Origin of the sequence: Nitrosopumilus sp. (genome assembly GCF_025699255.1) — an archaeon.
In the GTDB taxonomy this organism is placed as follows: domain Archaea; phylum Thermoproteota; class Nitrososphaeria; order Nitrososphaerales; family Nitrosopumilaceae; genus Nitrosopumilus.
Genome location: NZ_JAILWA010000002.1, coordinates 142,692 through 167,756, shown reverse-complemented (window position 1 = coordinate 167,756; position 25,065 = coordinate 142,692). Strand labels below are relative to the sequence as shown.

Annotated in this window: 32 protein-coding genes and 1 tRNA gene; 18 read left to right on the top strand and 15 right to left on the bottom strand. The window is 34.9% G+C overall.

From position 1 onward, the window contains the following. Position 1: 1 nt before the first annotated feature. A complete protein-coding gene (locus K5781_RS03010; protein WP_297440585.1) occupies positions 2-478 on the top strand; it encodes an acyltransferase in 477 nt (158 codons plus the stop codon). On the opposite strand, the gene K5781_RS03005 is transcribed toward K5781_RS03010, so the two are convergent. From K5781_RS03005 to K5781_RS02985, 5 genes are read right to left on the bottom strand one after another with little or no spacing between them, the layout of a single operon-like run. Beyond that, the gene (locus K5781_RS03005) at positions 475-705 is read right to left on the bottom strand and encodes a hypothetical protein (RefSeq protein WP_297440583.1); all 231 of its coding nucleotides are present in this window, start codon (positions 703-705) and stop codon (positions 475-477) included. The genes K5781_RS03010 and K5781_RS03005 overlap by 4 nt on opposite strands. Then, a complete protein-coding gene (locus K5781_RS03000; RefSeq protein WP_297440581.1) occupies positions 702-1,694 on the bottom strand; it encodes a glycosyltransferase 4 family protein in 993 nt (330 codons plus the stop codon). The genes K5781_RS03005 and K5781_RS03000 overlap by 4 nt, the downstream gene beginning before the upstream one ends. Position 1,695: 1 nt before the next feature. After that, on the bottom strand, positions 1,696-3,822 hold the full coding sequence (locus tag K5781_RS02995; protein WP_297440579.1) for a DEAD/DEAH box helicase: 2,127 nt from the start codon (positions 3,820-3,822) through the stop codon (positions 1,696-1,698). Beyond that, complete coding sequence (locus tag K5781_RS02990; protein WP_297440578.1) at positions 3,819-5,906, bottom strand: minichromosome maintenance protein MCM; 2,088 nt, start codon at positions 5,904-5,906, stop codon at positions 3,819-3,821. Before K5781_RS02990 ends, K5781_RS02995 begins: the two co-directional genes overlap by 4 nt. Beyond that, positions 5,887-6,417 (bottom strand): DNA replication complex GINS family protein, encoded by a 531-nt coding sequence (locus tag K5781_RS02985; RefSeq protein ID WP_297440576.1) that lies wholly within the window; start codon positions 6,415-6,417, stop codon positions 5,887-5,889. The genes K5781_RS02990 and K5781_RS02985 overlap by 20 nt, the downstream gene beginning before the upstream one ends. Before the next feature lie 191 nt (positions 6,418-6,608). Here K5781_RS02985 and K5781_RS02980 point away from each other — a divergent pair, with 191 nt between their 5' ends. After that, on the top strand, positions 6,609-7,559 hold the full coding sequence (locus K5781_RS02980; RefSeq protein WP_297440574.1) for a replication factor C small subunit: 951 nt from the start codon (positions 6,609-6,611) through the stop codon (positions 7,557-7,559). Positions 7,560-7,562: 3 nt separating this feature from the next. Here the strand turns inward: K5781_RS02980 and K5781_RS02975 are convergent. From K5781_RS02975 to K5781_RS02965, 3 genes are all read right to left on the bottom strand, one after another. Next, positions 7,563-7,646: transfer RNA gene (locus K5781_RS02975), tRNA-Ser, on the bottom strand. A 75-nt stretch (positions 7,647-7,721) separates the two neighbouring features. Then, positions 7,722-8,270: a ferredoxin family protein gene (locus tag K5781_RS02970; RefSeq protein WP_297440572.1), complete on the bottom strand. Its 549-nt coding sequence runs from the start codon at positions 8,268-8,270 to the stop codon at positions 7,722-7,724. Between the two features lie 105 nt (positions 8,271-8,375). Then, positions 8,376-8,885, bottom strand: a complete 510-nt coding sequence (locus tag K5781_RS02965) for a ferredoxin family protein (RefSeq protein WP_297440570.1) — start codon at positions 8,883-8,885, stop codon at positions 8,376-8,378. A gap of 130 nt (positions 8,886-9,015) precedes the next feature. Between K5781_RS02965 and K5781_RS02960 the strand changes: the two genes are divergently transcribed. Continuing rightward, positions 9,016-9,681, top strand: a complete 666-nt coding sequence (locus K5781_RS02960; protein WP_297440568.1) for a translation initiation factor IF-6 — start codon at positions 9,016-9,018, stop codon at positions 9,679-9,681. Here K5781_RS02960 and hisS read toward each other — a convergent pair. After that, a complete protein-coding gene (gene hisS, locus K5781_RS02955) occupies positions 9,662-10,945 on the bottom strand; it encodes a histidine--tRNA ligase (protein WP_297440566.1) in 1,284 nt (427 codons plus the stop codon). The two genes, K5781_RS02960 and hisS, sit on opposite strands and share 20 nt — an antisense overlap. A gap of 74 nt (positions 10,946-11,019) precedes the next feature. Continuing rightward, positions 11,020-11,418 (bottom strand): hypothetical protein, encoded by a 399-nt coding sequence (locus K5781_RS02950; protein WP_297440564.1) that lies wholly within the window; start codon positions 11,416-11,418, stop codon positions 11,020-11,022. A gap of 73 nt (positions 11,419-11,491) precedes the next feature. On the opposite strand from K5781_RS02950, the gene K5781_RS02945 reads away from it, so the two are divergent. From K5781_RS02945 to K5781_RS02920, 6 genes are read left to right on the top strand one after another with little or no spacing between them, the layout of a single operon-like run. Then, positions 11,492-12,475: an aldo/keto reductase gene (locus K5781_RS02945; RefSeq protein ID WP_297440562.1), complete on the top strand. Its 984-nt coding sequence runs from the start codon at positions 11,492-11,494 to the stop codon at positions 12,473-12,475. 46 nt (positions 12,476-12,521) lie between these two features. Then, a complete protein-coding gene (locus tag K5781_RS02940; protein WP_297440559.1) occupies positions 12,522-13,241 on the top strand; it encodes a hypothetical protein in 720 nt (239 codons plus the stop codon). A gap of 48 nt (positions 13,242-13,289) precedes the next feature. Next, positions 13,290-13,508, top strand: coding sequence for a hypothetical protein (locus K5781_RS02935; RefSeq protein ID WP_297440556.1), 219 nt, complete (start codon positions 13,290-13,292; stop codon positions 13,506-13,508). 35 nt (positions 13,509-13,543) lie between these two features. After that, positions 13,544-13,729, top strand: a complete 186-nt coding sequence (locus tag K5781_RS02930) for a hypothetical protein (RefSeq protein WP_297440555.1) — start codon at positions 13,544-13,546, stop codon at positions 13,727-13,729. 48 nt (positions 13,730-13,777) lie between these two features. Continuing rightward, positions 13,778-13,942 carry a hypothetical protein gene (locus tag K5781_RS02925; RefSeq protein ID WP_297440553.1) on the top strand — a complete coding sequence of 55 codons (165 nt, stop codon included), beginning with the start codon at positions 13,778-13,780 and terminating at the stop codon, positions 13,940-13,942. 24 nt (positions 13,943-13,966) lie between these two features. Continuing rightward, complete coding sequence (locus K5781_RS02920; RefSeq protein ID WP_297440551.1) at positions 13,967-14,152, top strand: hypothetical protein; 186 nt, start codon at positions 13,967-13,969, stop codon at positions 14,150-14,152. A 126-nt stretch (positions 14,153-14,278) separates the two neighbouring features. On the opposite strand, the gene K5781_RS02915 is transcribed toward K5781_RS02920, so the two are convergent. Then, positions 14,279-14,632, bottom strand: coding sequence for a DUF6659 family protein (locus K5781_RS02915; protein ID WP_297440549.1), 354 nt, complete (start codon positions 14,630-14,632; stop codon positions 14,279-14,281). Between the two features lie 107 nt (positions 14,633-14,739). Between K5781_RS02915 and K5781_RS02910 the strand changes: the two genes are divergently transcribed. Both K5781_RS02910 and K5781_RS02905 read left to right on the top strand, forming a co-directional pair. After that, positions 14,740-15,522: a thermonuclease family protein gene (locus tag K5781_RS02910; RefSeq protein ID WP_297440547.1), complete on the top strand. Its 783-nt coding sequence runs from the start codon at positions 14,740-14,742 to the stop codon at positions 15,520-15,522. Positions 15,523-15,731: 209 nt separating this feature from the next. Next, the gene (locus K5781_RS02905) at positions 15,732-15,971 is read left to right on the top strand and encodes a hypothetical protein (protein ID WP_297440545.1); all 240 of its coding nucleotides are present in this window, start codon (positions 15,732-15,734) and stop codon (positions 15,969-15,971) included. 2 nt (positions 15,972-15,973) lie between these two features. Here K5781_RS02905 and K5781_RS02900 read toward each other — a convergent pair whose 3' ends face one another. Next, a complete protein-coding gene (locus tag K5781_RS02900; RefSeq protein WP_297440543.1) occupies positions 15,974-16,645 on the bottom strand; it encodes a TIGR00266 family protein in 672 nt (223 codons plus the stop codon). A 232-nt stretch (positions 16,646-16,877) separates the two neighbouring features. Continuing rightward, a complete protein-coding gene (locus K5781_RS02895) occupies positions 16,878-18,536 on the bottom strand; it encodes an ABC transporter substrate-binding protein (RefSeq protein ID WP_297440542.1) in 1,659 nt (552 codons plus the stop codon). A gap of 152 nt (positions 18,537-18,688) precedes the next feature. Between K5781_RS02895 and K5781_RS02890 the strand changes: the two genes are divergently transcribed. From K5781_RS02890 to K5781_RS02870, 5 genes are all read left to right on the top strand, one after another. After that, positions 18,689-18,982, top strand: a complete 294-nt coding sequence (locus tag K5781_RS02890; protein WP_297440540.1) for a hypothetical protein — start codon at positions 18,689-18,691, stop codon at positions 18,980-18,982. Between the two features lie 433 nt (positions 18,983-19,415). Further along, positions 19,416-20,021 (top strand): nitroreductase family protein, encoded by a 606-nt coding sequence (locus K5781_RS02885; protein WP_297440538.1) that lies wholly within the window; start codon positions 19,416-19,418, stop codon positions 20,019-20,021. Positions 20,022-20,042: 21 nt separating this feature from the next. After that, positions 20,043-20,363, top strand: coding sequence for a hypothetical protein (locus tag K5781_RS02880; RefSeq protein ID WP_297440536.1), 321 nt, complete (start codon positions 20,043-20,045; stop codon positions 20,361-20,363). A gap of 2 nt (positions 20,364-20,365) precedes the next feature. Continuing rightward, positions 20,366-21,022, top strand: coding sequence for a uracil-DNA glycosylase (locus K5781_RS02875; protein ID WP_297440534.1), 657 nt, complete (start codon positions 20,366-20,368; stop codon positions 21,020-21,022). Positions 21,023-21,638: 616 nt separating this feature from the next. Continuing rightward, positions 21,639-22,430 carry a DUF72 domain-containing protein gene (locus K5781_RS02870; RefSeq protein ID WP_297440532.1) on the top strand — a complete coding sequence of 264 codons (792 nt, stop codon included), beginning with the start codon at positions 21,639-21,641 and terminating at the stop codon, positions 22,428-22,430. Positions 22,431-22,532: 102 nt separating this feature from the next. Here K5781_RS02870 and K5781_RS02865 read toward each other — a convergent pair whose 3' ends face one another. Further along, positions 22,533-23,081 (bottom strand): DedA family protein, encoded by a 549-nt coding sequence (locus tag K5781_RS02865; RefSeq protein ID WP_297440530.1) that lies wholly within the window; start codon positions 23,079-23,081, stop codon positions 22,533-22,535. 70 nt (positions 23,082-23,151) lie between these two features. Continuing rightward, positions 23,152-24,102: an alcohol dehydrogenase catalytic domain-containing protein gene (locus K5781_RS02860; protein ID WP_297440529.1), complete on the bottom strand. Its 951-nt coding sequence runs from the start codon at positions 24,100-24,102 to the stop codon at positions 23,152-23,154. Positions 24,103-24,177: 75 nt separating this feature from the next. Between K5781_RS02860 and K5781_RS02855 the strand changes: the two genes are divergently transcribed. Beyond that, positions 24,178-24,543, top strand: a complete 366-nt coding sequence (locus K5781_RS02855; protein WP_297440527.1) for a VOC family protein — start codon at positions 24,178-24,180, stop codon at positions 24,541-24,543. Between the two features lie 41 nt (positions 24,544-24,584). After that, positions 24,585-25,001 (top strand): archease, encoded by a 417-nt coding sequence (locus tag K5781_RS02850; RefSeq protein ID WP_297440525.1) that lies wholly within the window; start codon positions 24,585-24,587, stop codon positions 24,999-25,001. The last annotated feature ends 64 nt before the right edge of the window (positions 25,002-25,065 follow it).

Genomic DNA, 25,065 nt, shown 5'->3' with positions numbered 1-25,065 from the left:
AATGGTAACTAATTTTATTTCAGAGAAAGCAAAGATTGGCAATAATGTCCAAATTTGGCATTTTTCATATGTTGGAGATAATGTAGAGATTGGAGATAATGTTAAGATTGGTTCTCTTGTACATATTGATTATGATGTAAAAATTGGAGAAAATACAAAGATTGAAGGTCAAGCATACATTCCACCATTATCCAGAATTGGAAAGAATGCATTCATTGGACCTGCTGCAGTATTAACAAATGATCCTTATCCAATGTGTGATAAAATGATTGGAGTTAACATTGGTGATAATGCAATAATTGGTGCACGTGCAGTAATCAAAGCAGGTGTGACGGTAGGAAAAAATAGTGTTGTTGCAATGGGTGCAATTGTAACAAGAGATGTTCCAGAAAATTCTGTTGTGATGGGATCTCCAGCTTCAATCAGATATACAAGAGAAGAATATGACAAAAAGCAAAGACAGTGGTTAGAAAGTTAGAGTTTAATTTCTTTTTTGAAAATCCAATTCTTTAGTTTTGACAAAATTAAAATCCATATTACAACAAGAACTAGAGCAATTATTGCTTTAATCACAGATGCAATAAACCAATTTAACTCACCAAATCCAGAAATAGATATTGGTCCCAGAAGTGTAACCACAATCCCACCTCCAATAATAATTAGTATCCACATTCCAAACAAAAATCCAAATAGACCAGATTTCATAATGATACTCCCATCATAAATGCAGTAATTACTGCCAAAACTCCTGAAAATATTGCCAATTTGAAAATTGCAAATCCTACTTGTTTTTCAGACATTGGTCCTCCTGCAAGAATCAATCTCACCAATGTTACAGGTGCTTGTTTATCATCAGTTGCCTTTAATCTAAAATCTTCAGTATGTTCTACTGGTTTTCCCTTGATTTGTCTATGTTCTACAATTCGTTTTACGCTTGAGAGGAACAAAAATGAGTTGATTACTGCAGGCAAAAGAGCAACTGCAGCAATTATTTCAACTCCTCCAACAATTGCAATAGCACCATACATCGCACCCAAAGTTAGTGCTCCAGAATCTCCAGGAAAAATTTTGCTTGGAACCTTGTGATATTTGTAAAAAGCCAACGAAACAAATCCAAGAGGTAAGCTGATTATTGCAATCTCATAATTTTGTACAATAAACAAACAAATTGATAATGAAAAGCTGGCAATCACCATAAATCCACTAGCAACTCCATTAAGAACATCAATAGAGTTGATTGTATTTCCAGTAATTGGAATCATAAAAATTATCAGTACAAGATAGAGTGCCGGAATTTGTACCGTTCCAAACAAAGGAAAAGCAAGAGTGCTATCATATGCACCTAGTGCTATAATTGGGATTGCAGCTACTGCTAATGCAACTGGTTTAAACCATCCACCCATCACTTTTCTATCATCAACATATCCAATTAGAAATGCTGCAGAGGTTGTGATTACAATTGCAATTATTTCATTCATTTGTAAAAATGCATAAAGAACAATTTCAGATGCAATAATTCCTACAATTAATGCAGGACCTCCAGGTCTTACTACCATCACATCTTCTTTTTTGTTCATATCCTTTACCGCAAAATTTCTTTTTTCTAAAATTTTGATTAAAGGCGGTGTCATAGCATACACTATAACAAATGCTACAATGCATGAAATAATTGCAGGAATTAGTAAATCAAGCAAACTATCTTACCCTTCGTAACTCTTCCTTTATGTTATCCGCAATGGTTGAACCAATTTTATCAATTTCTGCCAATTTATTCACTGGAATTTTCCTCAGATCATCTAGATTCTTTATTCCATGTTTGAAGAGAATTCTGGCTCTAACCCTACCAATTCCTTTAACCCTCACCAAGTCTAACAATTCCTCTCTTATTCCATAAACCACTCTATTTCTCAAATCACCTAGTTCTTCAAGCAAATCTGCTCTTTCAACATGCTTTGAAATTTCTCTTAGACAATAAGATAACCAATTGGCGTTTTCGGTCATCCTATGCATATCTCCGGACTCTATTCCGAGGCTATCGGAGAGAGATAATTCTGTAGATTCTGTAATCCATGATTGTAAGGCCAAGAGACTTCTTGAGCAATCATATTCAGATATTGGCTCTAGTAGTTGGGATGAATGATTCTCTATCATCAGACTTGCAGTCTCATAATCTTTTTGTCGTAAGGAGAATTTTGGAAAAAATTCTTCACAATTTGTTATAAGATGTAAAAATCCAAAAGTGTGTTTTCCTTCTTCAGATACGTTTTCAATTGAATCTCTAAAGTAGGTTGCAGTTAATGGATCAATGTAAAGCATTGATGTCTTTTTTCCAAATTCAGTTGCTGCATATCTCTCACCTTTTTTGATTATGAGAAACTTACTTGAAAGAAAACGTAAAGATATGTCTATTGCAAATTTTATTGTAGGTTTTCTTGATTGTAATCCACCCAAGGTTTGCAAAAAGAATTCTAAAATCTCTTCTTTTTTAATTCCAGGATGTGTAACTATAACACTAAGAATATGTGTTCGTAAAGATTTGTCATCAGTAATTTTTGATTCAATGGGCTCAGGTTCTCCATTAATGTAATACTCTATTAGATCCTCAGTATTTCCATTACCAACAATAATTGATTCACCAAAATCATCATACTGTGGTCTGCCAGCTCTTCCAGAAAGTTGTTTGTATTCCAAAATACTAATTGGTCTGTTTGCACCAACTTTAGCATTATATCTATTTACATTTGAAATAACAACTCGTCTTGCAGGAAGATTAACACCTGCAGCTAGTGTAGGGGTTGATGATAACAGTTTGATTGTGCCTTTACGAAATTCTGTCTCTATTGTTTCTCTACATTTTTGATTTAGTCCTGCATGGTGAAATGCAACTCCTTTCTTTACAAGAGTTGCTAAAGTTTTGACCAATTCAGTATGTTCATTTTCAGATAGTAATTTTTTCGAAGTCTTTTCTAGATCAGAAATTTCTTTTTTTTCTAGAATTTGAGAAATTGTCTCTGCTGCTTTTGTTGCAAGAGACTTTGAGCGGGTTCTAGTCTCGGCAAATACTAGAGATTGGCCTCCATCTTTTACTGATTGTACGCCTAAATCTATCGGAGTTCCCATCAAACTACGTTTGACTTCAAAAGTATCTCCATCACTCATGGTTACTAGACCTTCATCACATACTCCTTCAGAAAGTGGAACTGGTCTCCAGTTATTTTCTACTAATGTGCATTCAAGCCAATCTGCAAGTTCATCAGAATTTGTGATAGTTGCACTAAGACCTACAATCTGAGGTTTTGTCTCCAATAGTTTTAGTTGTGTAAGAATCATTTCAAGTGTTGGGCCCCTGCTCTCATCTCCAATCAAATGTACTTCATCAGAGATTACAAGGCCTATGTCATCAACCCATTCTGCACCATGTCGAATAATAGAATCCATCTTTTCATTTGTTAGAATTAACACATTACTTTTCTCTAAATTTTTTTCAATATTTTCAAAATCACCAGTAGATATTGTAACCTTTACTTTGTTTCCCAAAGTAACTTTTTCTAATTTTTTAAACTCTGTAAATTTTTCAGCTGCCAGTGCACGTAATGGGCTGAGATAAATTATCTTGCCCTTGTTTTTTGAGATATAACTCAACATTGCAAGCATTGCAATCAAAGTTTTTCCACTTGCAGTGGGAGCAGAAACCAAAATGCTTTTGCCGTCTAACAAGCCAGATTTTACACTGTCTGCTTGAGGAGGATATAATTTTGTAAAACCTTGAGATTTTAAAAATTCAATTGCAGTTTCTGGAAGTTTTAGTTTATCTATATTCATACTCGGTTATAGTGACCGGGTTTTGATTCATAAATAGATGCTTCCCTGAGCATTCTTCTGATATAGTTTCTTGCCTCTTCTTCTGTGAATTTTTCACTCTTTTCTAATTCTTTTACAAATGTTTTCTCATCAACTGGAACTTTATTGTCACCTTCAAGACCTTTGAGAATATCCATAAACAATTGCATCTTTGAAACTTCACTTCTTGGTTTTCCTTGTAATACACCAAGATCTACCTTACCAGTATTGACATCTACACCTGCATCTTGCAACATACTTTGAATAAGGAAGATTGCACGTTCAGCATCCTCTTCTTCTACCTTGTCTTTCATGAGAAGTCTTGCTCTAGCAGTAGATAATCTGACAATTCCTTCTAGTTGTCTAGGAGTTACTGTGATCATTTCTTCAGATTCTACATTTCTCATCTGTAAATAATAGTCTAGGATTTTTTCTTCAGCTTCCTTTGTTAGTTCAGGGGTGCCACGTTTTGCATATGCAAGATATTTTGTTAGCAGATCAACTTCAATAACAGATTTTTTGTCTGTACCCTGTGAGGTATTTCTTCTAATGATATGCTTTGCAATTTGCATATCTCTTTCTTTAGTTGGAATATCTCTTACAACAAATATCAAGTCGAATCTGGTAAGCAATGGTATTGGCAAGTTTACATTTTCTGTAATGTTTTTGAAAGGATCATACTTACCATACATGGGGTTTGCAGCAGCTAAAATTGATGTTCTTGCATTCAATGTAGCTACAATACCACCCTTTGCAATACTTGCAGACTGTTGTTCCATAACTTCGTGCAATGCACTTCTATCCTCAGGTTTCATCTTGTCAAATTCATCTATACTTACAAGACCTTGATCACCTAAAACAACAGCACCAGCTTCTAACATCATAATTCCTGTTTTGTCTCTAACTACTGCGGCAGTAAGACCAGCAGCTGTTGAGCCTCTACCAGAAGTATACAGACCTCTTGGTGCAATTCTTGCACAGAACTTTAGCATTTCAGATTTTGCAGTACCGGGATCTCCTACAAGAAATACATTAATGTCTCCCCTAATTTTACTTCCATCTCCAAGTAATCTTTGGTTTGAACCGACAATCAATAACAGAATTGCTTCTTTGATTAATTCTTGTCCTTGTATATGTGGGGCAAATGAATCAATCAACCTTTGATAAACATCAGAGCTTTGACCAAGGGATTTGATCAATTTCTCTTCTTCAGGTGAAATTTCTTCTCTACCAATCTTCCTGTCAGTTTTTGAACCACGTCCAGTCAAAAATTCAATATTGTTTCCTTCAATTCTTAATCGGTATAATCCACTGTGTCCTCTCTGAATTCCTGTAACTGATTCTTGTTCTACTCTAACTACTCCTGTAAGGATAATTCTATCTCCAGGCCTTGAATTATCTACCAAATCCTGTCTGGTAGTCACATCGATATAGTGAGGTAGTTGTCCAGGAGGTAAATCCTCAGGAAGTTCCTGTAGTCTGAGTATTTGAAAATCAATAAACTTGCTAGCCTCTGGCTTTAACTCAAAATCTCTATGTTTGCATGATGGATTATCACAAACTATTGGGATTTTTACATCCATTCCTTTAAGCTGAATCACTTTAGTTGGATGGTCATCAGGACACACAAAGACTAGTTCTTTTGCAAGAGGTTTTACTTCAGATGCGCGGACCACCATTCCAGAAACACTTGTAATTTTTCCAATGGTTTCTGCATTGATCTGTCTTAGACTTCGCTCTAATGGAAAATTGATGAGTCTTACACGAACTTCATCTTTGATTTTTTCTGCATATTCAGGAAATCTTGTTTGTAGAGCTTCTTTAATTGCTCTTGCAAAGGCATCAAATATTCTATCAGGATTTACAGAAAAAATTTTCTCTATTTGTGGCTCTATTACCAAATCATTGTAATCTACGATAATGTATTTTGCATTCTTTGGCATCATCTCATCAATTGCATCTACATACTTGTAGTTGCCATTTCTGTCTTTGAATCTAGTTAGGAATTCTTTTACTTTGTCTGATAATGCAGAGTCTGTAAATGTACTAGCTTGTGCTGTGCTCATTTCTCTCTCCTCTTATCTGTTTTTCAAACTCTACACTGTTATCATGAATTGTTTTGTAGAAAATACTTTCTTCAACAGTTAGTTTGTTGTATAATTCAGAATTTAGTTTGATGGAATCTGCAATCTTTACTAGTTTGCCTCTTCGCATTCGGAATAGTTCTAGCATCATGCTTTCAACTTTATCAAAATCATCTCTGTTTAGTTCAGTCATTGATTCTTTTAGTCTAATGTAGAAATGTGGATCGAGTGTAGAGATTTGATATTCACCAACCATCTTTTCTTTTGACAAGGCTTGTTTTAGTTGTGTAATCATATCTGGAGAATCCAGAGTTCCAATTTTATTTTCAGATAGAATCTTTCCAACCCACTGCGGCATGTTGTTTGTATCACCTTGATTTCCCTCAATCTTCATGCCTGCTACATTATACTTGAAATCTTGATTTATTGTAACCTTAGCATCCTTTAGGCGATATCCAATCGAATGTACTTTTTCTACTTTATCAATTTCCATTTGAGATCACTTTTTCTGATTTTGACCCTCAAGTAAGGGATCGATCAATTCTGTTAACAATTTAGTGAGATCAATTGATCCTAATTAATTGCAGGCTGATCGCGCTTGATTATGTAAGATTTTGATTTTAATGTACAGGATATTACAATAACCAATTCGGATTTATTAATGGGATTTAGTCTTTGAAATTCATGACTGCAACAGGAATGTGGGTTGAAAAGTACAGACCCATGAAACTTTCTGAAGTTGTAAACCAAACCGAGATTATCGGAAGTTTGGAAGCTCTAATCAAAGACCCTACAGACATGCCACACTTGATGTTTTCAGGTTCTGCAGGAGTAGGAAAGACTACAGCTGCACTGTGTATTGCAAGACAAATTTTGGGAGACTATGCCAAAGACTACACACTTGAGCTAAACGCATCAGATGAGAGAGGAATTGGAATGGTCAGAGAAAAAGTGAAAAAATTCTCCAGATTTGCAGGAATGGCAGATGTCCCTTTCAAAATTATCATTTTAGATGAAGCTGATGAGATGACTGCAGACGCCCAGACAGCATTAAGGCGAATTATAGAAGATACTGCTAAAATATGCAGATTTATTTTCATTGCTAACAATATTTCAAAAATTATCGATCCAATTCAGAGTAGATGTGCCACCTTCAAATTTACATCAATTCCTGCAGAAGACGTAATTGAAAGACTTGAAGAGATTGCCAAAAAAGAGAAAGTAAAGACGGACAAAAAAGGCCTCAAGGCCATTTATGATTATTCAGAGGGAGATTTGAGACATGCAATCAATCTACTTCAAGCAACGGCAAGTCTTGGTGCAATAACAGAGGAGAATGTAAAATCATCGGCAGGACTGACCAAAACAAGCGACGTCGATGAAGTTCTAAAAATTGCACTATCTGGAAAAGTTGCAGATGCCAGAGAAAAAATGATAGAGTTAATCAAAGTCTATGGAATGTCTGAATCTGATTTTCTAAAATATCTAAATTCTGCAGTATTCAAATCAAAACATGACAAGCTTGCTGATATTTTAGAGATTATTGCAAAGTATGATTATAGAGTTCTAGTTGGAGCAAATTCTGAAATTCAGTTATCTGCAATGCTAGCAGAACTAGCCAAGATAGAAAATTAAAAACGCAGAGAGAGGGATTTGAACCCCCGTATGCTTGCGCACACAGGCTCTCAAGGCCCGCGCCCTACCGAGCTAGGCGACCTCTGCAAAAAATCTTGGATAAAAGCGGTTAAAATCTGTTGAGGTAATTTAGAAAAATAAGAAAAAAGAAAAAAATTCTTTTTAATCGTGTGCGTGTGGGTTTTCAGAACCAGATGACATAAGGACATAGGTTCCGGCTGCTTTCTCGTGCCATTCTTGGTTAGCTGATTCGATTCGAATAGCTCCTTCAGGACAAATTTCTTGACAAGCCATACAAACTGTACAATCGTGTTCTCTGATTGGTTGTGATTTGTCTGTATAATCTAATCTCTCGTCTTGTTCTGTCAAGCCAGTTCCTTCAAAAGTTTCTCCTAAGCATTTTTCTGCTGGAATATCTTTTTCGGTTCTGTACCATTGGAATGTTTGGACTGGACATACACTCATGCATGAACCAGCGGCTACACAGGAATCCCAATCGACTGCAACAGTAGTACCGTGAATTCCAAGAGGAACTTGTTTTTCTCCTCTTGCTTCATAGGCTGCTTTTACATCTTCGTTTGAGAATGCTGCACCATCAGTTCTTCCTTCACCCCAAATCCAGTGGAAATTTTCACCATCTGCATGGCTTGTTTTTCCTGTTGGTTTTACATCGTTGTGACAAAAGTCTTCTGGTATTTGTAATTCTGCCATAGTGATAATATTCAGAAATATTATTTAAATCTAGACAAAATTAGTTGGGACTAAACTTAAAAAGAAATAGAAAAATTGAAAATTTTTAGATAAGATCTGTAAAACTTAGAGAGTTTTTGCAGCACTTTCGTGTTTTTCAACATTTGATTGATCAACTTTGATTGCTGCTGGCGGACAAACTGAAACACATGCCATACACCAGATACAATCATGTTCTCTGATTGGGTCTGCTTTATCTGTAAGATCTTTACGTTCATCTTTTACGTCACTACCAGTTCCATTGAAAGTTTGACCAACAACATCTTTTGCTGGAATATCTTTTTCTGTTCGGTACCATTGGAAAACTTGTACAGGACAAGCTTCAATGCAAGCACCATCTGCAACACAAGAATCCCAATCGACTGCAACCATTGTTCCACTAACACCAAGAGGAACTTGTTCTTCTCCTCTTGCTGCATATGCTGCAACAACATCTGCATCTGCTAACACTTCAGCTTGAGAACCATCAGTGTTTTTGGTTTTACCTGGACCCCACATGATATGGAAATTTCCATCATCGAGGCTAATTTTTCCTAGGGGCTTTAGGCCTTCTGGGAAATTTTCTGCTATTGGCATGATTGCATTTTCTTGGAGTTATTATTTAAAGCTAGATAGCTGTATCTTGTACATACAAGTGAATAGCCGATCAAATTAGGAACAAAAAATTTCCTTACGTTCATAACGATCAAGTGTTAATTCTCTGGATATGGATATTATCAAGTATGATGTGTATCGTGGACCGAACCTTGGAGTATACATTTCAGTAAACGACAGTATTGGTTTAGTCCCAATGGGATTTGCTAAAACCAAATCGGATAAACTTGCAAAATATCTAGATATTGAAATTTACAATACTGCAGTTGCAAATACTAGACTGATTGGAGCTTTGTCTGTCATGAACAATAAAGGAATCTTACTTCCAAATACTGCATATCAAAATGAATATGATTTTCTCAAAGCTGAAACTAATTTAGAAGTTGGAGTTTTAGATACTAAATTTAATGCACTTGGAAACTTAATCTGTGCAAATGACAAAGGGGCAGTAGTATCACCATGGTTATCAAAACAGGACTGTCAAAATATTTCAGATGTTTTGGGAGTTGAGGTATTACAGAAAAAAATTGCAGGATTCAATCAGACAGGAGTTGTCTTGGTGGCAAACAATTCTGGTTCGGCCATTCATCCAGAAGCTGATGAAGAAGACATGAAGACCATAGCCAATATGTTAGGCACAAAAATTGAACAGAGTTCAATTAACAATGGTATTCCCTATGTCTCATCAGGCATATTGGTCAACAATCACTGTGTGGTTGTAGGTTCATTGACCAGCGGTCCTGAAATTATGATGCTCACTAGAGCATTTCTAAATTAAGAATAGATTTTGGATCCTCAGTTAATTTTTCTAGAGAAATAGTTCCTTCAGTTCCATTTACCATATCTTTGAGAACTACATTTCCGTTTTCTAACTCTTGTGGTCCTACAATGATTGCAATCTTTGCATTATTTGCAATGTCCATTTGTTTTTTCATATTACGTCCTGCCAAATCAATATCAGTTGGAATGTTGTTTAATCTGAGTAATGATGCAATAGAATGAGCAACTTTTTGCATCTCATCATTGATGTATAAAACTGCAACTCTACTTTGGGAAGATTCTGGAATTATTTTTTGTTCTTGCATGGTTAAAATAATTCTTTCAACACCTCCTGCAACTCCTGTTGCACCAATATCTTCTCTGTTGAAAGCTTTGGTTAGTGTATCATATCTTCCTCCACCAGCTAATGCACCTAATTTTGAATTCTTGTCAAAGACTTCAAAGACAATTCCGGAATAGTAATCTAATCCTCTAACTATACCAAAATTAATTCTGACATTAGAAACTCCTCTGTTTTCTAGTGAATCAATTAATCCTTTTAGTTCACTCCATGATTCTAGTTGTGTTGTATCAAAAGCTTTTTCCACTTCTGAAATAGTTCCTTTGATTTGTGAAAACTCTAGAATCTTTTCTAGTTTTGCAGTTTCATATCCTTTCTCTTGGAATTCAGTCAGAATCTGTTCTTTGGATTTTTTTGCAATTTTGTCAACTGCACGCAAAATATCTGCAACAAGTTCCGGTTCTTTTGAATCAAATGTTTTGTTAATGTAAGACTCTACTAGATTTCTGTGATTGACATCAATTGTGATATCTTTGAGTAATAGGGAATCAAACAATCTTGATGTAATTTCAATTACTTCAGCTTCTGATTCAAGGCTGGCTTTGCCATAAATCTCGATATCCCACTGGTGAAAATATCTATATCTTCCCTTTTGTGGTTCATCATATCTGAATACTCCACCAAATGCTGAAATTTTTGCTGGAAGCTTCATTGATTTTTGGGATGCTGCATATCTTGTCAGACCCATTGTAAAATCAAATCGTAATGCTACCTCTCTATCTCCTTTGTCTCTGAAATAGTAAATCTCATCACGAATTCCTGGGCCTGATTTTGTCTCTAGCGTTGATAATAATTCAATGGGGGATGGGTCCATGAATGAAAATCCATACAAATTTGAAATTTTCTTAAAATGAGATCTAATGTGTTCAATGTTTGCGTTTTCTTCGTCCTCAAAGTCTTTCATTCCACGTGGCAATTCCAAGATAATTAGTTCTCAATTGATTCTGATTTAGATATTTCTGTAATGAATGGAAATAATTGGTGGAATGGTGAGGATTATTTTCTTTTTTGAGAAAACGCGGAGAGCCAGTAATGCATAATTTTTCTATTCAAATCTACAAATGCATCTGCATTATCATTCCATGTTTTGGCAGCATTCTTTGTAGTTTCAATGTTAGATATTGCAATCTTGTTGCAGATATTTCGATATTTTGTAGCCTCATCTCCCATCGTAGTTAGAATATCTTGTGCAGCCTTTGGAATTTCATAACCCGAATCTGCTAAAAATTCCTTGTACAGTGATGTGTTTGCATCAACTGCATGTCTCCAAGACTTGTAACATTCATTTTGTAAATCAAACAGTGTTTGTTGAATATGTGGAACAGAATGTTCCAGTTCTGTGAAATATTTTTTGTTTATTTCTTCAAATATGTCATTATCATTGTTTTGAGCCATAATTTTTCTATAAGAATTGAGAATTTAAGATTATTGTAAAAACATGTTTTAGGAGTCATGACAATACTAGAGCATGGATAAGGTTCTTCTTGCAGACGACTTGGAGATTTGTAGAATCCTAAATGGAATGTGGCAGGTAGCAGGAGGCCATGGTCAGATAGAAACGGATGCGGCAATTTTAGATATGGAAAAGTATCAAGATGCAGGATTTACCACATGGGATTTGGCAGATATTTACGGGCCTGCAGAATCATTAATCGGAGAATTTAGGAAAAAAATTAATCCAGAGAAAAAATTTCAGGCGCTAACAAAGTTTGTTCCAAATCCAGGTCCAATGAGCAACAGTATTGTAACTTACCATATTGATCAATCACTACAAAAGATGAATATAGATTGTATTGACTTGCTCCAGTTTCATTGGTGGGATTACAATGATTCTAGTTATCTTGATGCACTAGAAGTATTATCAAAACTACAAAAAGAAAACAAAATCAAACATCTTGGATTAACAAACTTTGATACAGAGCGAGTCAAAATAATGAAAGAGCATGGATACAACATAGTATCAAATCAAGTTCAGTATTCCATACTAGATCAAAGACCAGACAAGTTAATGGCACCATTTTTTGCAAAACACGAAATCAAAATTCTATCCTATGGAACTTTACTTGGAGGATTCTTTTCAGAGAAATATCTGGGAGCAGACGAGCCTCACAGGGGAGGTTTGAGCACATCTAGTCTTCAAAAATACAAGAACATGATAGATGTATGGGGAGGATGGCAATTATTCCAAGAATTGTTATATGTTTTAAACGAGATTTCACAAAAACACAACTGTAGCATAGCAAATGTTGCAACAAGATTTGTTCTGGATAAACCACAAGTTGCAGGAGCAATAATTGGTGCACGACTAGGAATTGTAGAACACAGAGAAGATAACTCTAAAGTCTTTGATGTGAAACTAGATGAGCAAGATACAACAATGATTGATGATGTAACTTCAAAATCAAATGACTTGTTTGATGTCATTGGAGATTGTGGGGGGGAATACAGATAAAATTCAGACATGAGAATTTATACGATAAAACTACAATGGTTATAACTTGACTGACAAAGTTCTGCCAAAGGAGGACTCTGATTTTAGCCTTCCAGGAAGAATGGATGAGAGTAATTCTGCATATTTTGAGCCTGAAATAGAGACAAAATCAAAAAGTAAGGCACTTGCAATTTTTGGAATTGTATTTGTAATAGTAGCTGCTGGAATATTTGCATATTATTTTATGAATCAAAGTGAGATAGATTCTGAAATTTTAGATAACAATGCATTCAAGACATTAGAAGAGAGAATGGTCGAACATTATGGAGTAGGACATTTTGGTAGTGATCATGTACATGCAGCAATTGTTGTTTTTATAAATGGAGATCAAATAGATTTTTCACATCCACGATTTCAACTGCAAAGTAAGTATATTCATTTTGAAAATGATAATGAATACCTGATTCACAAACATGCAACTGATGTTCCATTAGACATGTTATTCTCATCAATTGGATTGGAGATAACATCTGAATGTATTGTGTTAAGAGGACAAACTGATCCTTCTCAAAACTGTATTGATTCAGAAAAATCAATTACAGTTTTGGTAAATGGAAAGTCCATCTCAAACATCAATCTGTATGAAATAAGACACAATGACAGAATCTTGATACTGTTGGGTGATCCTAGTTTGGTATCTGAGAAGATGAAATATTTGAACAGTTTAGAAATTCATGACATTCCAAAAGCTAGTAAGATAATTCCAGGAAAAGATATCTCTGTCTAGTTCCAATGTATAGTGATACTTTTAGGTAATAATTCTATGAAAAAGTAAATGGCCGATTGTGCTCATACTTGGAGAAAGAAACTCCGGTTGCAAGAACTAGTGGAGATTGCAAAAAGAGAAATTGATGCAGGTGAAGAAATTGATCTTGTATATGAGATATTAGAAGATGAGATGCAAACTAGATGGAGATTCGTAGGTAGTACAAAACGACAATACATTGAAGATGTCAAGAAAATTTTGGCAAACCAGTATGTTTTAACGGTGTAAATGGGATTTTTATTCTATGAAGTTGTATAGTTAGTATGGTACTAGCATACATTGGAATTGCAATAGGAGTTTTGATAGTAGTCATTCTGATTGTAAAAATTGCTAAAACTAGTCCACGAGAAGTTGCAGGAATTGATGTTTACTGTAAAAAGTGCGGAATGGAGACAAAGGGACTGAATTGTCCAATGTGTGAGAAAAAATCTCAGTCATTTGGAGTATAGTACATATTGCATAGTGATGCTTTAAAGCGATAATTGCAAAATTTACGCATGTCAGAGTTAATTATAGAATATTTTACATGTAAAATTTGTCATCAGAATACTCCAATCTCACATGAGGAGATAGATGATATGCCAACCACATGTAATGATTGTTGGTTGAAAATGGAGATTTGGGAAAAATATGAAGACCCTGATTTGAAAAAGAATTTTTAAGATTGAATTTGATTGAGAAAATCATTGGGTTCAAAAATTGATTGTCAGTGTTCTAAATGTGATTGTAAGACAAATTTTGAAATAATTGATGGAGAGGAATTGCTAAATTTAATTCAGCACGGAAGACTAGATGGTGAAAAAATTGATTTTCTAAGAACTAGAGTAGGAAGCAAAATATGCAAACATTGCTTTGTAGGAAAGCATAGTTGATAATTTACAACAAGCTTTAATTTATGATTTTTGAATTTTAGTTATGAAAGATTCAACAAAAGGAGTCATTGCAATAATAATTTCAGTTATAGCATTTTATGGTGCAATGAGTATTTTGTGGAGAATTTAGGATAGCAAACTCATTACTTTTCTTGCAGTTTTATCAATATCCACATTAGGTTCTGCTGAAATAAAGAGAACCCTATCGCCATACAGAAAGGTAAAGGTCACTACATTTTTTCTTCTTGCAGCAGCATATTCTACAGGTCCAAGATTTTCATCAAAGTCTTGTCTAGTTCTTATTCTCAATACAGCTTCAATGAACATTTTTTTGCGTTCATTGTCATCTTTTAGAGGTTTAACTCCATCTGAGAAAGAACCGGCAACTAGATTTCCCATCATATCTAAAAATCCGGCAAAACGAATTTCTGGTTCTTTCAAAATCAAATCACATTTTTGATCTAATTCTTCAGCAGACATGTTTGATAATACCCAATGTATGAATAAAAACCATTATTTAATTTTCAAGAGGGGTTTTTACAAATGAACAACATTAATCTTAAGTGTAAATTGTTCCTCAATTCACTGTGAAACCCCTATCAATTGCAGCTTTAGTTGTAGTGCCATTTGTCTTGTTTATTGCTGCAGGACTGGTGTATCAGTCACAGACGGGTTCAGATATAGTAACTGGAGAAAAAACAGGATTAGCTGCCAAAGAGTGGGGAGAAAAGGAATTTGAGAGGTTAGTAGAAAACAAACCAGTTGTAAACAAAGAAACTTTTGATTCACATAGATGTAAGGGAGAAGCAAAGTGTGTTTCAGAATATATCAAAGAAATAGTTGATGGAGATACCATACACACAACAAATTACAAAATCAGATTGTCACTAGTTGATACCCCAGAGAAAGGAGAATCGGGATTTGCAGATGCTGCTGTATTTACAGCTAGAATGTGTCCTGAGGGAACTTTTGCAACAATTGATCAGGATGATATCCAGTTAGAGGATCAATATGGCAGAATGCTTGCAAATGTTTTTTGTGGAGGAAAGTCGCTAAACTCTGCGTTGCTGTATAAAGGTCATGCAGAAATATCTACAAGATATTGTGATATAAGTGAATTTTCAGATTATCCTTGGGCGCAAAATTTTGGATGTCGTGAGAAACTTGCAGAATCAACAGTTCCTGTAGAATCATCACAATCTATTATCAAACAAATAAGTGATTGTGATTCATCATATCCAGATTTTTGTATTCCGTCTAGTCCCCCAGATTTAGACTGTGGAGATATTACACAAAAGAGATTCACAGTGTTACAGCCAGATCCTCATAGATTTGATTCAGACAAGGACGGAATTGGTTGTGAGTCTTGAGTTTTACTAAATTCCAAAATGGAAATCGATCTTTGTGAGAATTTCCAAGTTCCTTAAGTCAAATAGTTACCTAACATACATAGACAAGTTCACCCTTACCCCTGAACATAATGTTCATACCCGACTCGGGGCATGGCTTGAGCTTGCATATTTTTTCCCATATTGAAATTTTGCAATAGGCTTAAGTTTACAATTTTCAAAATAGAGTAATGAAACCTGAATCAATCAAGATTTTGGTATCTGAAATTGATTACAAGCTTGGTCGTATTGATTTTTTCAAAGACAGATTAGAAAAATGGGAAAACAAGCAAGACAAAGAATACGAACAATCACTTAGACGACTAGGTAAATTAGTTGATGAGGCTAAAAATCTCTTGCAAATTATGAAGATAGAAAAGGCAGATAATTTCAAAGAATATGAAGAGATTTTAAAAAAACTAGATTCCTAAGTCTAGTTTCTTTTGGGCAAGAACGGAATTATAGAGCGTACAAACTCCATAACATTTTTTGTTTGAATGTACACAGTTCCTGGTCCTTCAAGCTCCATAACTAGTGCTTCTCCTCCAAACAGAGTTGTCTTAAAGCTTCCATGCTTTGTCACTCTGTAGCTTGCAGTAGAGCTCATAGCTACGAGCTGATAGTTGTCAATTATCATTTTTTCTCCAGGTGCTAGCTTTGTCTCTAAAATACCACCCCATGCATTGACAAAAATATCTCCCGTTCCTATTGTTTTTAGCATAAACATATTTGTTCCAAATATTCCTTTTGTGAATCCCTGCCATTTGGTATCTAGTGTTAGATCACCAGTAGAGCCAACAAATGCACCTGACTGAACAATAAACTCCTCTTGAATGTTGATAACTTGGATATCTCCAAGCATATTTCCTGTCAATCCTAGTTTGCAGTTGTCTTCTTGTGCAATGAATTCATTTACAAAAAATGATTCACCACCCAAGGCTGCTGCCTTGAGTGACTTTAGAAAACCACCTTTTCTCATTTTGGTCTCAGTTGTTATGTTACCTCTGATGTATACCATTGCAGCAGCTTCTGCTATTACTTTTTCATCTTTGTTTAGTGTGAACTCGATTAGTCCCATAGGATTTTTTAGAATTTCATATTGCAATGTATTAGTAAGAAAGCATTATGATTTAGGTATTTCTTCATATATCAAAACTAGTTTTTGAAAAACATTTGTTTAATTTTCCTTGTAAACAGGTTTAGGAGGAATCCATATGGTTATGGTTTCTTTTTTCTTTTTTAGGTTAAACATATTTTTCGTTATTCATGTTTTGAATATAAACATCAAGTAGGATTTATCCATGAAAATATTTTAAAAATAATAAAAAAGAAAAAGATTAGTTAGCAGGAACTACAATTCCTCTATCTATCATCTTAAGTGCTGTATCTGCTTTAAGGCACATTGGAACACCGTTTGATGCTTTCATTACAAGGCTATATCCTTCACGGCACTCGACTTCTGCAGCATCAACGCCTGCAGCAATTTGTGTACGTGGAGTAATCCATGCAAGTTGCAAGTCCTTTGCCTTTTCAATGAATTCTTCTCTAAGTTCTTGTTTTTCCTCGTCAGACAAATCAGATGACTTTTCGCGGAGTTCTGCCTTGTAGGCCTTCATCTCAGCTAATCTGTCATGAATTGCAGATTTGCGCTCATCAGAGATCTTGTACTTCATGTGTTTGATATGTTCTTTGAACTTCATTTTGAGTTCAGACTTTTTCTTGTCAGTCAAGTCACCGTGTTTCTCAATGAATTTTTTCTTGATTTCGTCACTTCTCTCATCAGAAATGTCACGTTTGTCCATGATCATTGCCTTGATTCGGTCAGATTTATCAGATAATTTCATTTTTAGTTTATCTTTGGCTACATCAGACATTCTGTCTTTTGCAACATCAGACATTCTGTCTTTTGCAACATCAGACATTCTGTCTTTTGCAACATCAGACATTCTATCAAACTCATGAGGCACTCCCATCTTTTCATGATGTTCCATCTTGAAGGCTTCTTTTTCTTCAGGTGTCATTTCACACCATTCAGATGCCTTTTTGACAAACTCTGCATCAAAGGTGCTTGCTGCAAGTTCTTCATCTGTTAGATGACAGTATCTCTCATATTCCATGTGAACCATTTTTTTATCATGCATTTTGTCTTCCATATGGGCCTTGTATTCGTCTTTGTGTTCTTCAATGAATTTCATTCTTGAATCCTCATCAGTTAGAGCACAATAACGATTCATTTTATCAACATGGTCTTCAGCTTTGTCATGTTCTGCAACATGTGCTTTTTTCTCAGCATCTGTCATGTCACAATATTTGTCAAGCATCATTCTCATGTCTTTTTTGTAGTCCATACCATAGTCTTTAGCATAATCTCTTAGTTCTGCTCTGATCTTGTCTCCATGTTCCTCGATTAGTTCATCGATTGCATCTTGCTCCTCTTCAGACAAATCACAGTAGTTTGCAAGTCTGTCAGTAAATGGTGCAAGTCTTGGATGATCTTCAAGTAATTGACGTTTCTTGTCAGTACTTAGATCACAGTATCTATCAAGCAAGTCATCAAGATCAAAATCATCTTCATGTCTGTCATCGTCATCGTCTGTATTTGTAAAGACTGTACCGTCATCGATCATGCATTGTTCAGGATATGATTCCATTATAGGGTATCCAGCTTCAACACAGTCTTCAAAATCTTCGATAACATCATCATGATCATCGTTTGTTTCATCTCGTGTTTCTAGTTCTATTGCATCAATGACATCATCAAGTGAATTCTCACGTTCATCTTCATCTTCAATATCACAGATGATTGCAAGTTTTTCTGCATACTCATCTAGTTCGTATTTTGATATGATGTCGCTACGCTCATCAAGGGTCATTTCACAAAAGTCTTCTAGAAGATCATCGAGTTCATCTGAATCAGCAAATGCTGCGTTCCCAGCAGTAACGCCAGTAAACATAATCAGTGAAAAAACAACGCTTAGAAGTTGTGTGCTTTTCATTGCACTACTTTTTGGATTTTGGATATAAAGGATATCGTAGTATAGTAGAGGATCTTTTATTACAAATGAGACAATTTTTGACGTATTTCATGCCTACAGGCATGAATCTTTTCTGCTTTCCTCTTAAATAGAACAATCAGAAAATTTTGCTTGTGACTAGAATAGTCAACAAGAAGCCTGTAGGTTTGACAATTGTAATGGCATTGTTTTTGGCAATGACATTAGGATTGTCTGATTTGGTACCAGAAGACCAAGCAGGTTCACTAGTTCACGAGTTTGGAGATATGTTAGAAGGAGTAGAATCTGAGATTTTATCAATTCCAAATGATACAACACCAATCTTTAACACCGCAGACACAATGCAAACTGAAAAAATCAATTCAGATTTTGCATATCTGCAAGCCTTTGATGAAGTAATTCGCAAGCAAATTCTCCAAAATCTCTAGTCTTCCCCATGGGAACTAAATTCAGAGTACAATACATTTAATTCTTCTAGTTCTCTGTTCCCAAATTTTTTTCTGAACAAAAGATAAGTGTATAGTAATTTCTTTTATAGAATTTCTTGTCATAGTATCATGTTTACACAAGAAGACAATGAATTTGTAGAACAACTATCAGAGTGGGCCGAATCCATCGGAATCAATCTTGACAGGGATCCAGAACAGATGTAGTTTTTGAACACACATTTTGTTAAGTAGAAAAATTATGAGGTAAATTATGAAATATATCGGATCAACAAAACTAGAGCATGGAATTGTAATGCATTATGAGAATAGCTGTGGCAATATAGAATCATGTTTTATTGAAAATGAATCACTGAATTAATTCAGAAATGATTTAAGTACAAACAATAAATACAAAGATTAAATTAAAAAAGAAATGGAGACGTTTGATGCCATCAAGAAAAGACGTTCTGTAAAACACTACGATCCTAATCATAAACTTACAAATGATGAAATAGAAAAAATAATGTCACTGGCTGTTTTATCACCAACATCATTTAATATGCAAAACTGGAGATTTGTTTTAGTAAAAGATCCAGAAATTAGAAAACAAATTCGTGCAGCTTCATGGGATCAAGTTCAGGTAACTGATGCATCATTGCTCATAGTAATTTGTGCTGACTTGAAAGCATGGAAAGAAAATCCCATACAATATTGGAAGAATGTGCCCAAAGAGGCTCAAGACTTTTTGGTATCTGCAATGGGTCCATTTTACGAGGGAAATGATCAGTTGCAAAGAGATGAGGCAATGAGGTCTTGTGGAATTGCAGCTCAAACAATCATGCTCACAGGAAAAGCAATGGGATATGATTCTAATCCAATGATAGGTTTTGAGCCTGAAAAAGTGGCTAAAATCATCAATCTGCCAGATAATCACATCATTTCGATGATGATGGTAATAGGCAAGCAAATTCAACCTCCAATGCCCCGAGGAGGACAGCTTTCATTGGACAAGGTGGTCTTTACCGACAGGTTTTCATAATTATTTGAAATCGTGAGAAATATGGTAACTCTATACACAGACAAACATCTTTCAATTTATCCAGATAGATTGGTTTTCAAATCATGGATGCTTCCATGGGGTAAAAAAGAGGTAATGTTATATCATATCAAAAAAGTTTCTGAAAAGAAGATGGGACTATTCTCAGGCAAATTAAGAATATCAGGATCAAATAACTTTAGAGACTGGTTCCATTTTGATGCAACAAGGCCTGCAAAATCAAAAGCTATAGTTTTAGAAACAGATTACAAAATTTACAGGAGACTGTGGATTACTCCAGAAAAACACAGTGTTGCATTGAATGTTTTGAAAAAACTAATTTGAATATGAAATCAATTACAACACTAAACAAAAAGATTGCAAGATGCAAAAAATGTCCAAGACTATCAGTGTACATTAGAGATGTTGCAAAAAACAAAGTAAGACGATTCAAGGAAGAAAAATACTATGGTAAACCATTATCAGGTTTTGGAGATATTAAAGCCAAATTACTAATTGTTGGACTAGCACCAGCAGCTCATGGAGGAAACAGAACAGGAAGAATGTTTACAGGGGATTCATCAGGAGATTGGTTAGCAAAAGCAATGTACAAACATGGTTTTGCATCAATTCCAACCAGTCAAACTGCAGATGATGGTTTGATATTATACAATGCATACATCACTGCAGCAGTAAGATGTGCACCTCCTCAAAACAAACCGACTAAAGAAGAGATGAATGCTTGTTTTGGATATCTAGAACAAGAAAAAGAAATCCTAAAAAACATTACAGTGATTTTGTGTCTTGGAAAAATTGCATATGATGCAACATGTAAGTTGTACAATGTGAAATCAGAAAAGTTTGGACATAACAAATTGTTTACTTATGACGGATTTCAAATATTAACATCATACCATCCATCAAAACAAAATACTCAAACAGGAAGATTAACCTGGGATCAGTGGTCTGCTGTGTTTGCAAAAGCAAAGAAATTAACAAAATAACAAATTAGAAGACAGAAATTTTCTGCGGGATCCTTTACAAACCAAGCACGGTATGCATTGACATGTAACACGACAATACGTTATTGCGTACGGATACTTTCTGTCTTCATTATGAATCTGTGAAATTAAATAATAAAGTAGATCCTCAATATTGTGTAAATTTGTATAGTTTTAGTTTTAAATCTTAATGAATTTAAAGAAATATTTACAGATCCTTTAAATTTCATTTTGCATTACTGTAAATGACGAGGTCTATCATACCCGCTGAAATTCAGAGGAGAAACTTTGAGGAAGCAGGCAGATAGTAAAAAGGAAGACTGGAAAAAGGGTCAAAGGATCCTAGAGTGGTAAAAGCCTAGTTTTCCAAAAACACCTCGTTCCTATTTTGTTTTTTAATTTTCCAATTATTTTTGTTTTTGATGATTTAGCACGATGTGGAATAAAGGATCGTGTTTTTATTTCATAAATGCATATTGAATATTGAAAGCTGACACAATTTCCTATTGTCTGAATCATGGTGATTGTTTACCGGTCTGAGCATACGGCAGGGCTGTGTAAAGGTTATTCCGCATTAGTCAGCTTTCAAATTTAAAACAGAGTCAACTCAAACCAAACAGTGAATATCAAAATTGGATGTACTGGATGGAGTTATCAAGGATGGTCTGGAACATTTTATCCCAAGAATTTGAAAAGTTCCCAATGGCTAAAATATTATTCCCAGTTATTTGAGATCACAGAAATCAATTCTACATTTTATAAAATTCCAGCTCAAGAAATTGTTAGACGTTGGAATGCAGATACTCCAAGGCATTTTAGATTTACAGCAAAATTTCCATTAATCATAACACATGAAAAGAGGTTGGAGAATGTAAATTCAGAAGTATTTTCATTTTTAACATCACTTACTCCAATTCATGATAAAGTATCAGCACTTGTTTTACAATTGCCACCATCTCTTTCATTTGAAGAAGCAAAACCAAGATTAGGGGAATTGTTTGATATGTTACCTAATGACTTTGTTTATCCTATTGAAGGAAGACATGAATCATGGTTTTCTGAAGATGCAGTTTCATATCTGAAACAAAACAAACATTGCCTTGTATGGAATGAGGTTGTAGGTGTAAAGAATCCAATGCCAATCACATCAGACTATCTATACATTAGATTGATTGGAAACCGTTCCATTCCAGATTCAGATTTTGGTAGAATTTTAAATGACAGATCAGAATTGATTTCTAGTTGGGCAAAAAGATTGAAAGAAATTCAGAATGTGCCATTAGCAATGATAATGGCAAACAATCATTTTGAAGGATTTGGTCCTGCAACTGCAAATTCTTTGAGAATGCAGTTTGGGATGAAAGAATTGATTTGGGAAGAAAAAAAGCAAAAAACATTAGGCAGTTTTTAGAAAAAACAGAAATTCTTCATCTACTAGGGGAGTATTGAAGAATTCCTGTCATCATCCACCAAACAAAATAGGATGTTATGGTTAATTGTGCATTTTTCATATTTAAGGCAACTGTGTAATTTCGTTAGTGGTAAATCCTATTGCCTCGCCAAAATAATATCCAGACAAAATTGTTGCAGTAGACCAAATACAAGATCCTGCAAATGTGTATAATACAAATTTTGGAATTCTCATTTTGAGCAATCCGGCTGGAATAGAAATCATTTCTCTCATTACCGGAACCATTCGTCCCAAAAATACTGCCTTGTCTCCATATTTTTCAAACCAAATTTCAACTCGCTCCAGTTTTTTTTCATTGACTTTAACAAATCTCAGATATCGTAACAAGACAACACGTCCAAGCTTTAGTGCAATCAGGTAGATTGCAGAGGTTCCAATGGTTGCACCAGTTGCACCAAGAATTATCATGGGAATTAATCCAAGGATTGTAATTCCTTGCTGCGATGCCAAAAAACCAGCAGTTGGAAATACTGCTAATGTAGGAATTGGCGGAATTATAGTTTCAAGCAAAGCTGCCAAGAAAATTCCCTCATAGAGATGATCTCCTAAAAACTCGGCAATCCAAACTAGAAAAGAGTCAAAAGGTTCCATTTGCTTCTGGGATCAGAATCCTACTAAATTACCTTACGTGTAATTTACAGGCATATTTTGTGTATAATCATTATGGTCTGAGAAATACCTTGAGTGTATCGGGCTTCTTTGCATGCTCTATTGCTTCTGAAAACTTTTCCAAAGAAAAAGTAGAGTCAATCATAGAGTCAACTGATATCATCCCTGTAGCAAGTGCATCGATTGCGGGTTTGAACAGTCCACAACGAGATCCAACCAAAGTTATCTCATTAACTACAGTAGGTGTCAAATCAAGATTCTCTCTTGATGCAATAGTAGACTTTAACACAACGGTTCCTCGAGGCTTTATCAGTTTCATTGTATCTGCAAATCCAGAATTGCTTCCAGTGGCTTCTACTACCAAATCAAATGATTGCTCATCAGATGGTTCTATGTCAATTTTTATTTTGACTCCAAGATTTATCAAACTCTCAAGCTTGCTCTTGTGTCTACCAAAGCATGTAATATTTGGACATGTAAATTTTAGAACTCTAATAATTAACTGAGCTAGTCTTCCATCACCAACTACAGCGACACTCCATTGCGGTTGTAATGAGACTTGTTCTTTGATTTCAAATGCAGCAGCTAGCGGTTCAACAAATACTGCTTGTTCATCAGTTATAGAATCAGGAATTACATGTAGATTCTTTTCAGGCAATGAAAGAAATTCTGCAAATGCACCATCTCGTTTTAAGATTCCAAGAACTGTTCTGTTAGGACAATGTCTATCCATTCCTTTTTTACAATAATCACACTTGTTACATCCAGCATTAATCTCACCAACAACTCTCTTTCCAATCAATTCAGAATTTGCAGATTTCTCCACAGTTCCTACAAATTCATGACCTAACACTCCATTATACGCCATGTATCCAGATAGAATTTCCAAATCAGTACCACAAATTCCTGCCAAGTTAACTCTGACTAATGCTTCACCAGGTTTTGGATCAGGATAGTTTTCATCATAATTCATTTTTTTACCATCAAAAAATGTGGCTTTCATGAAAATGGTTTTACGTATTCTAATTTTAAAATTCTGAATACTCATTTTTAAATAATTGAATTTAATCAAAACAATATGCCAAGAATATCTCATTTTGATATTCCAGTAGACAACCCAAAAAGAGCACAAAAATTCTACAGTAATGTCTTTGATTGGAAGTTTGAGAAATGGGATGGTCCAATAGATTATTGGATGGCAAAGACAGGAAAAGAGCAACCAGGAATTGATGGCGGAATGTCAAAAAGAATGCCAGGACAAATGGGCATGACAAATACGATTAATGTTCCATCACTAGACAAATACGTAAAGAAAATCACAGAAAATGGAGGACATTTGATAATCCCCAAAATGCCAATTCTTAAAGTTGGATGGTTTGCCCAGTGTACAGATACTGAAGGTAACATGTTTGGAATAATAGAACTAGATGAGAAAGCAGAGTAATACCACCTAAATTAATAATCAGAAAGATTACAAATTTTCAATTGAGTTACAAGTTTTTAGATCATGCAACTGATGCGATTATTGAAGTGACCGCAAAGGATCTCAAAGAAGCGTTTGCAGTAGCTGCAGATGCAGAAATCAATCTAACATTAGATCAAGACAAAGTAGAAGAAAAAGAACGCAAAGAGTTTACAGCTAGTGGAAAAGATCTTCGTTATCTCTTGTTTAGTTGGCTTGAAGAGATTCCGTTTCTGTTAATCACAGAAGGTTTTGCAATCAAGAGAGTAGAATTTGACATTATACAAAACGGTGAATACAAAATTAATGCAATAGCATTTGGGGAGTCACTAGATGTCAAAAGGCATAATTTCAAAGTCGAAATCAAGGCACCCACATTTTACGATATGGAAATAAAGCAAAATGGAGGAGTTTACATGAAATTTTTACTTGATTTGTAAGAAGGGTGAAATATTATTCTCAAATCTATAGAACAAATTAGTCGTATTTTTTAAAAGCCAAAGT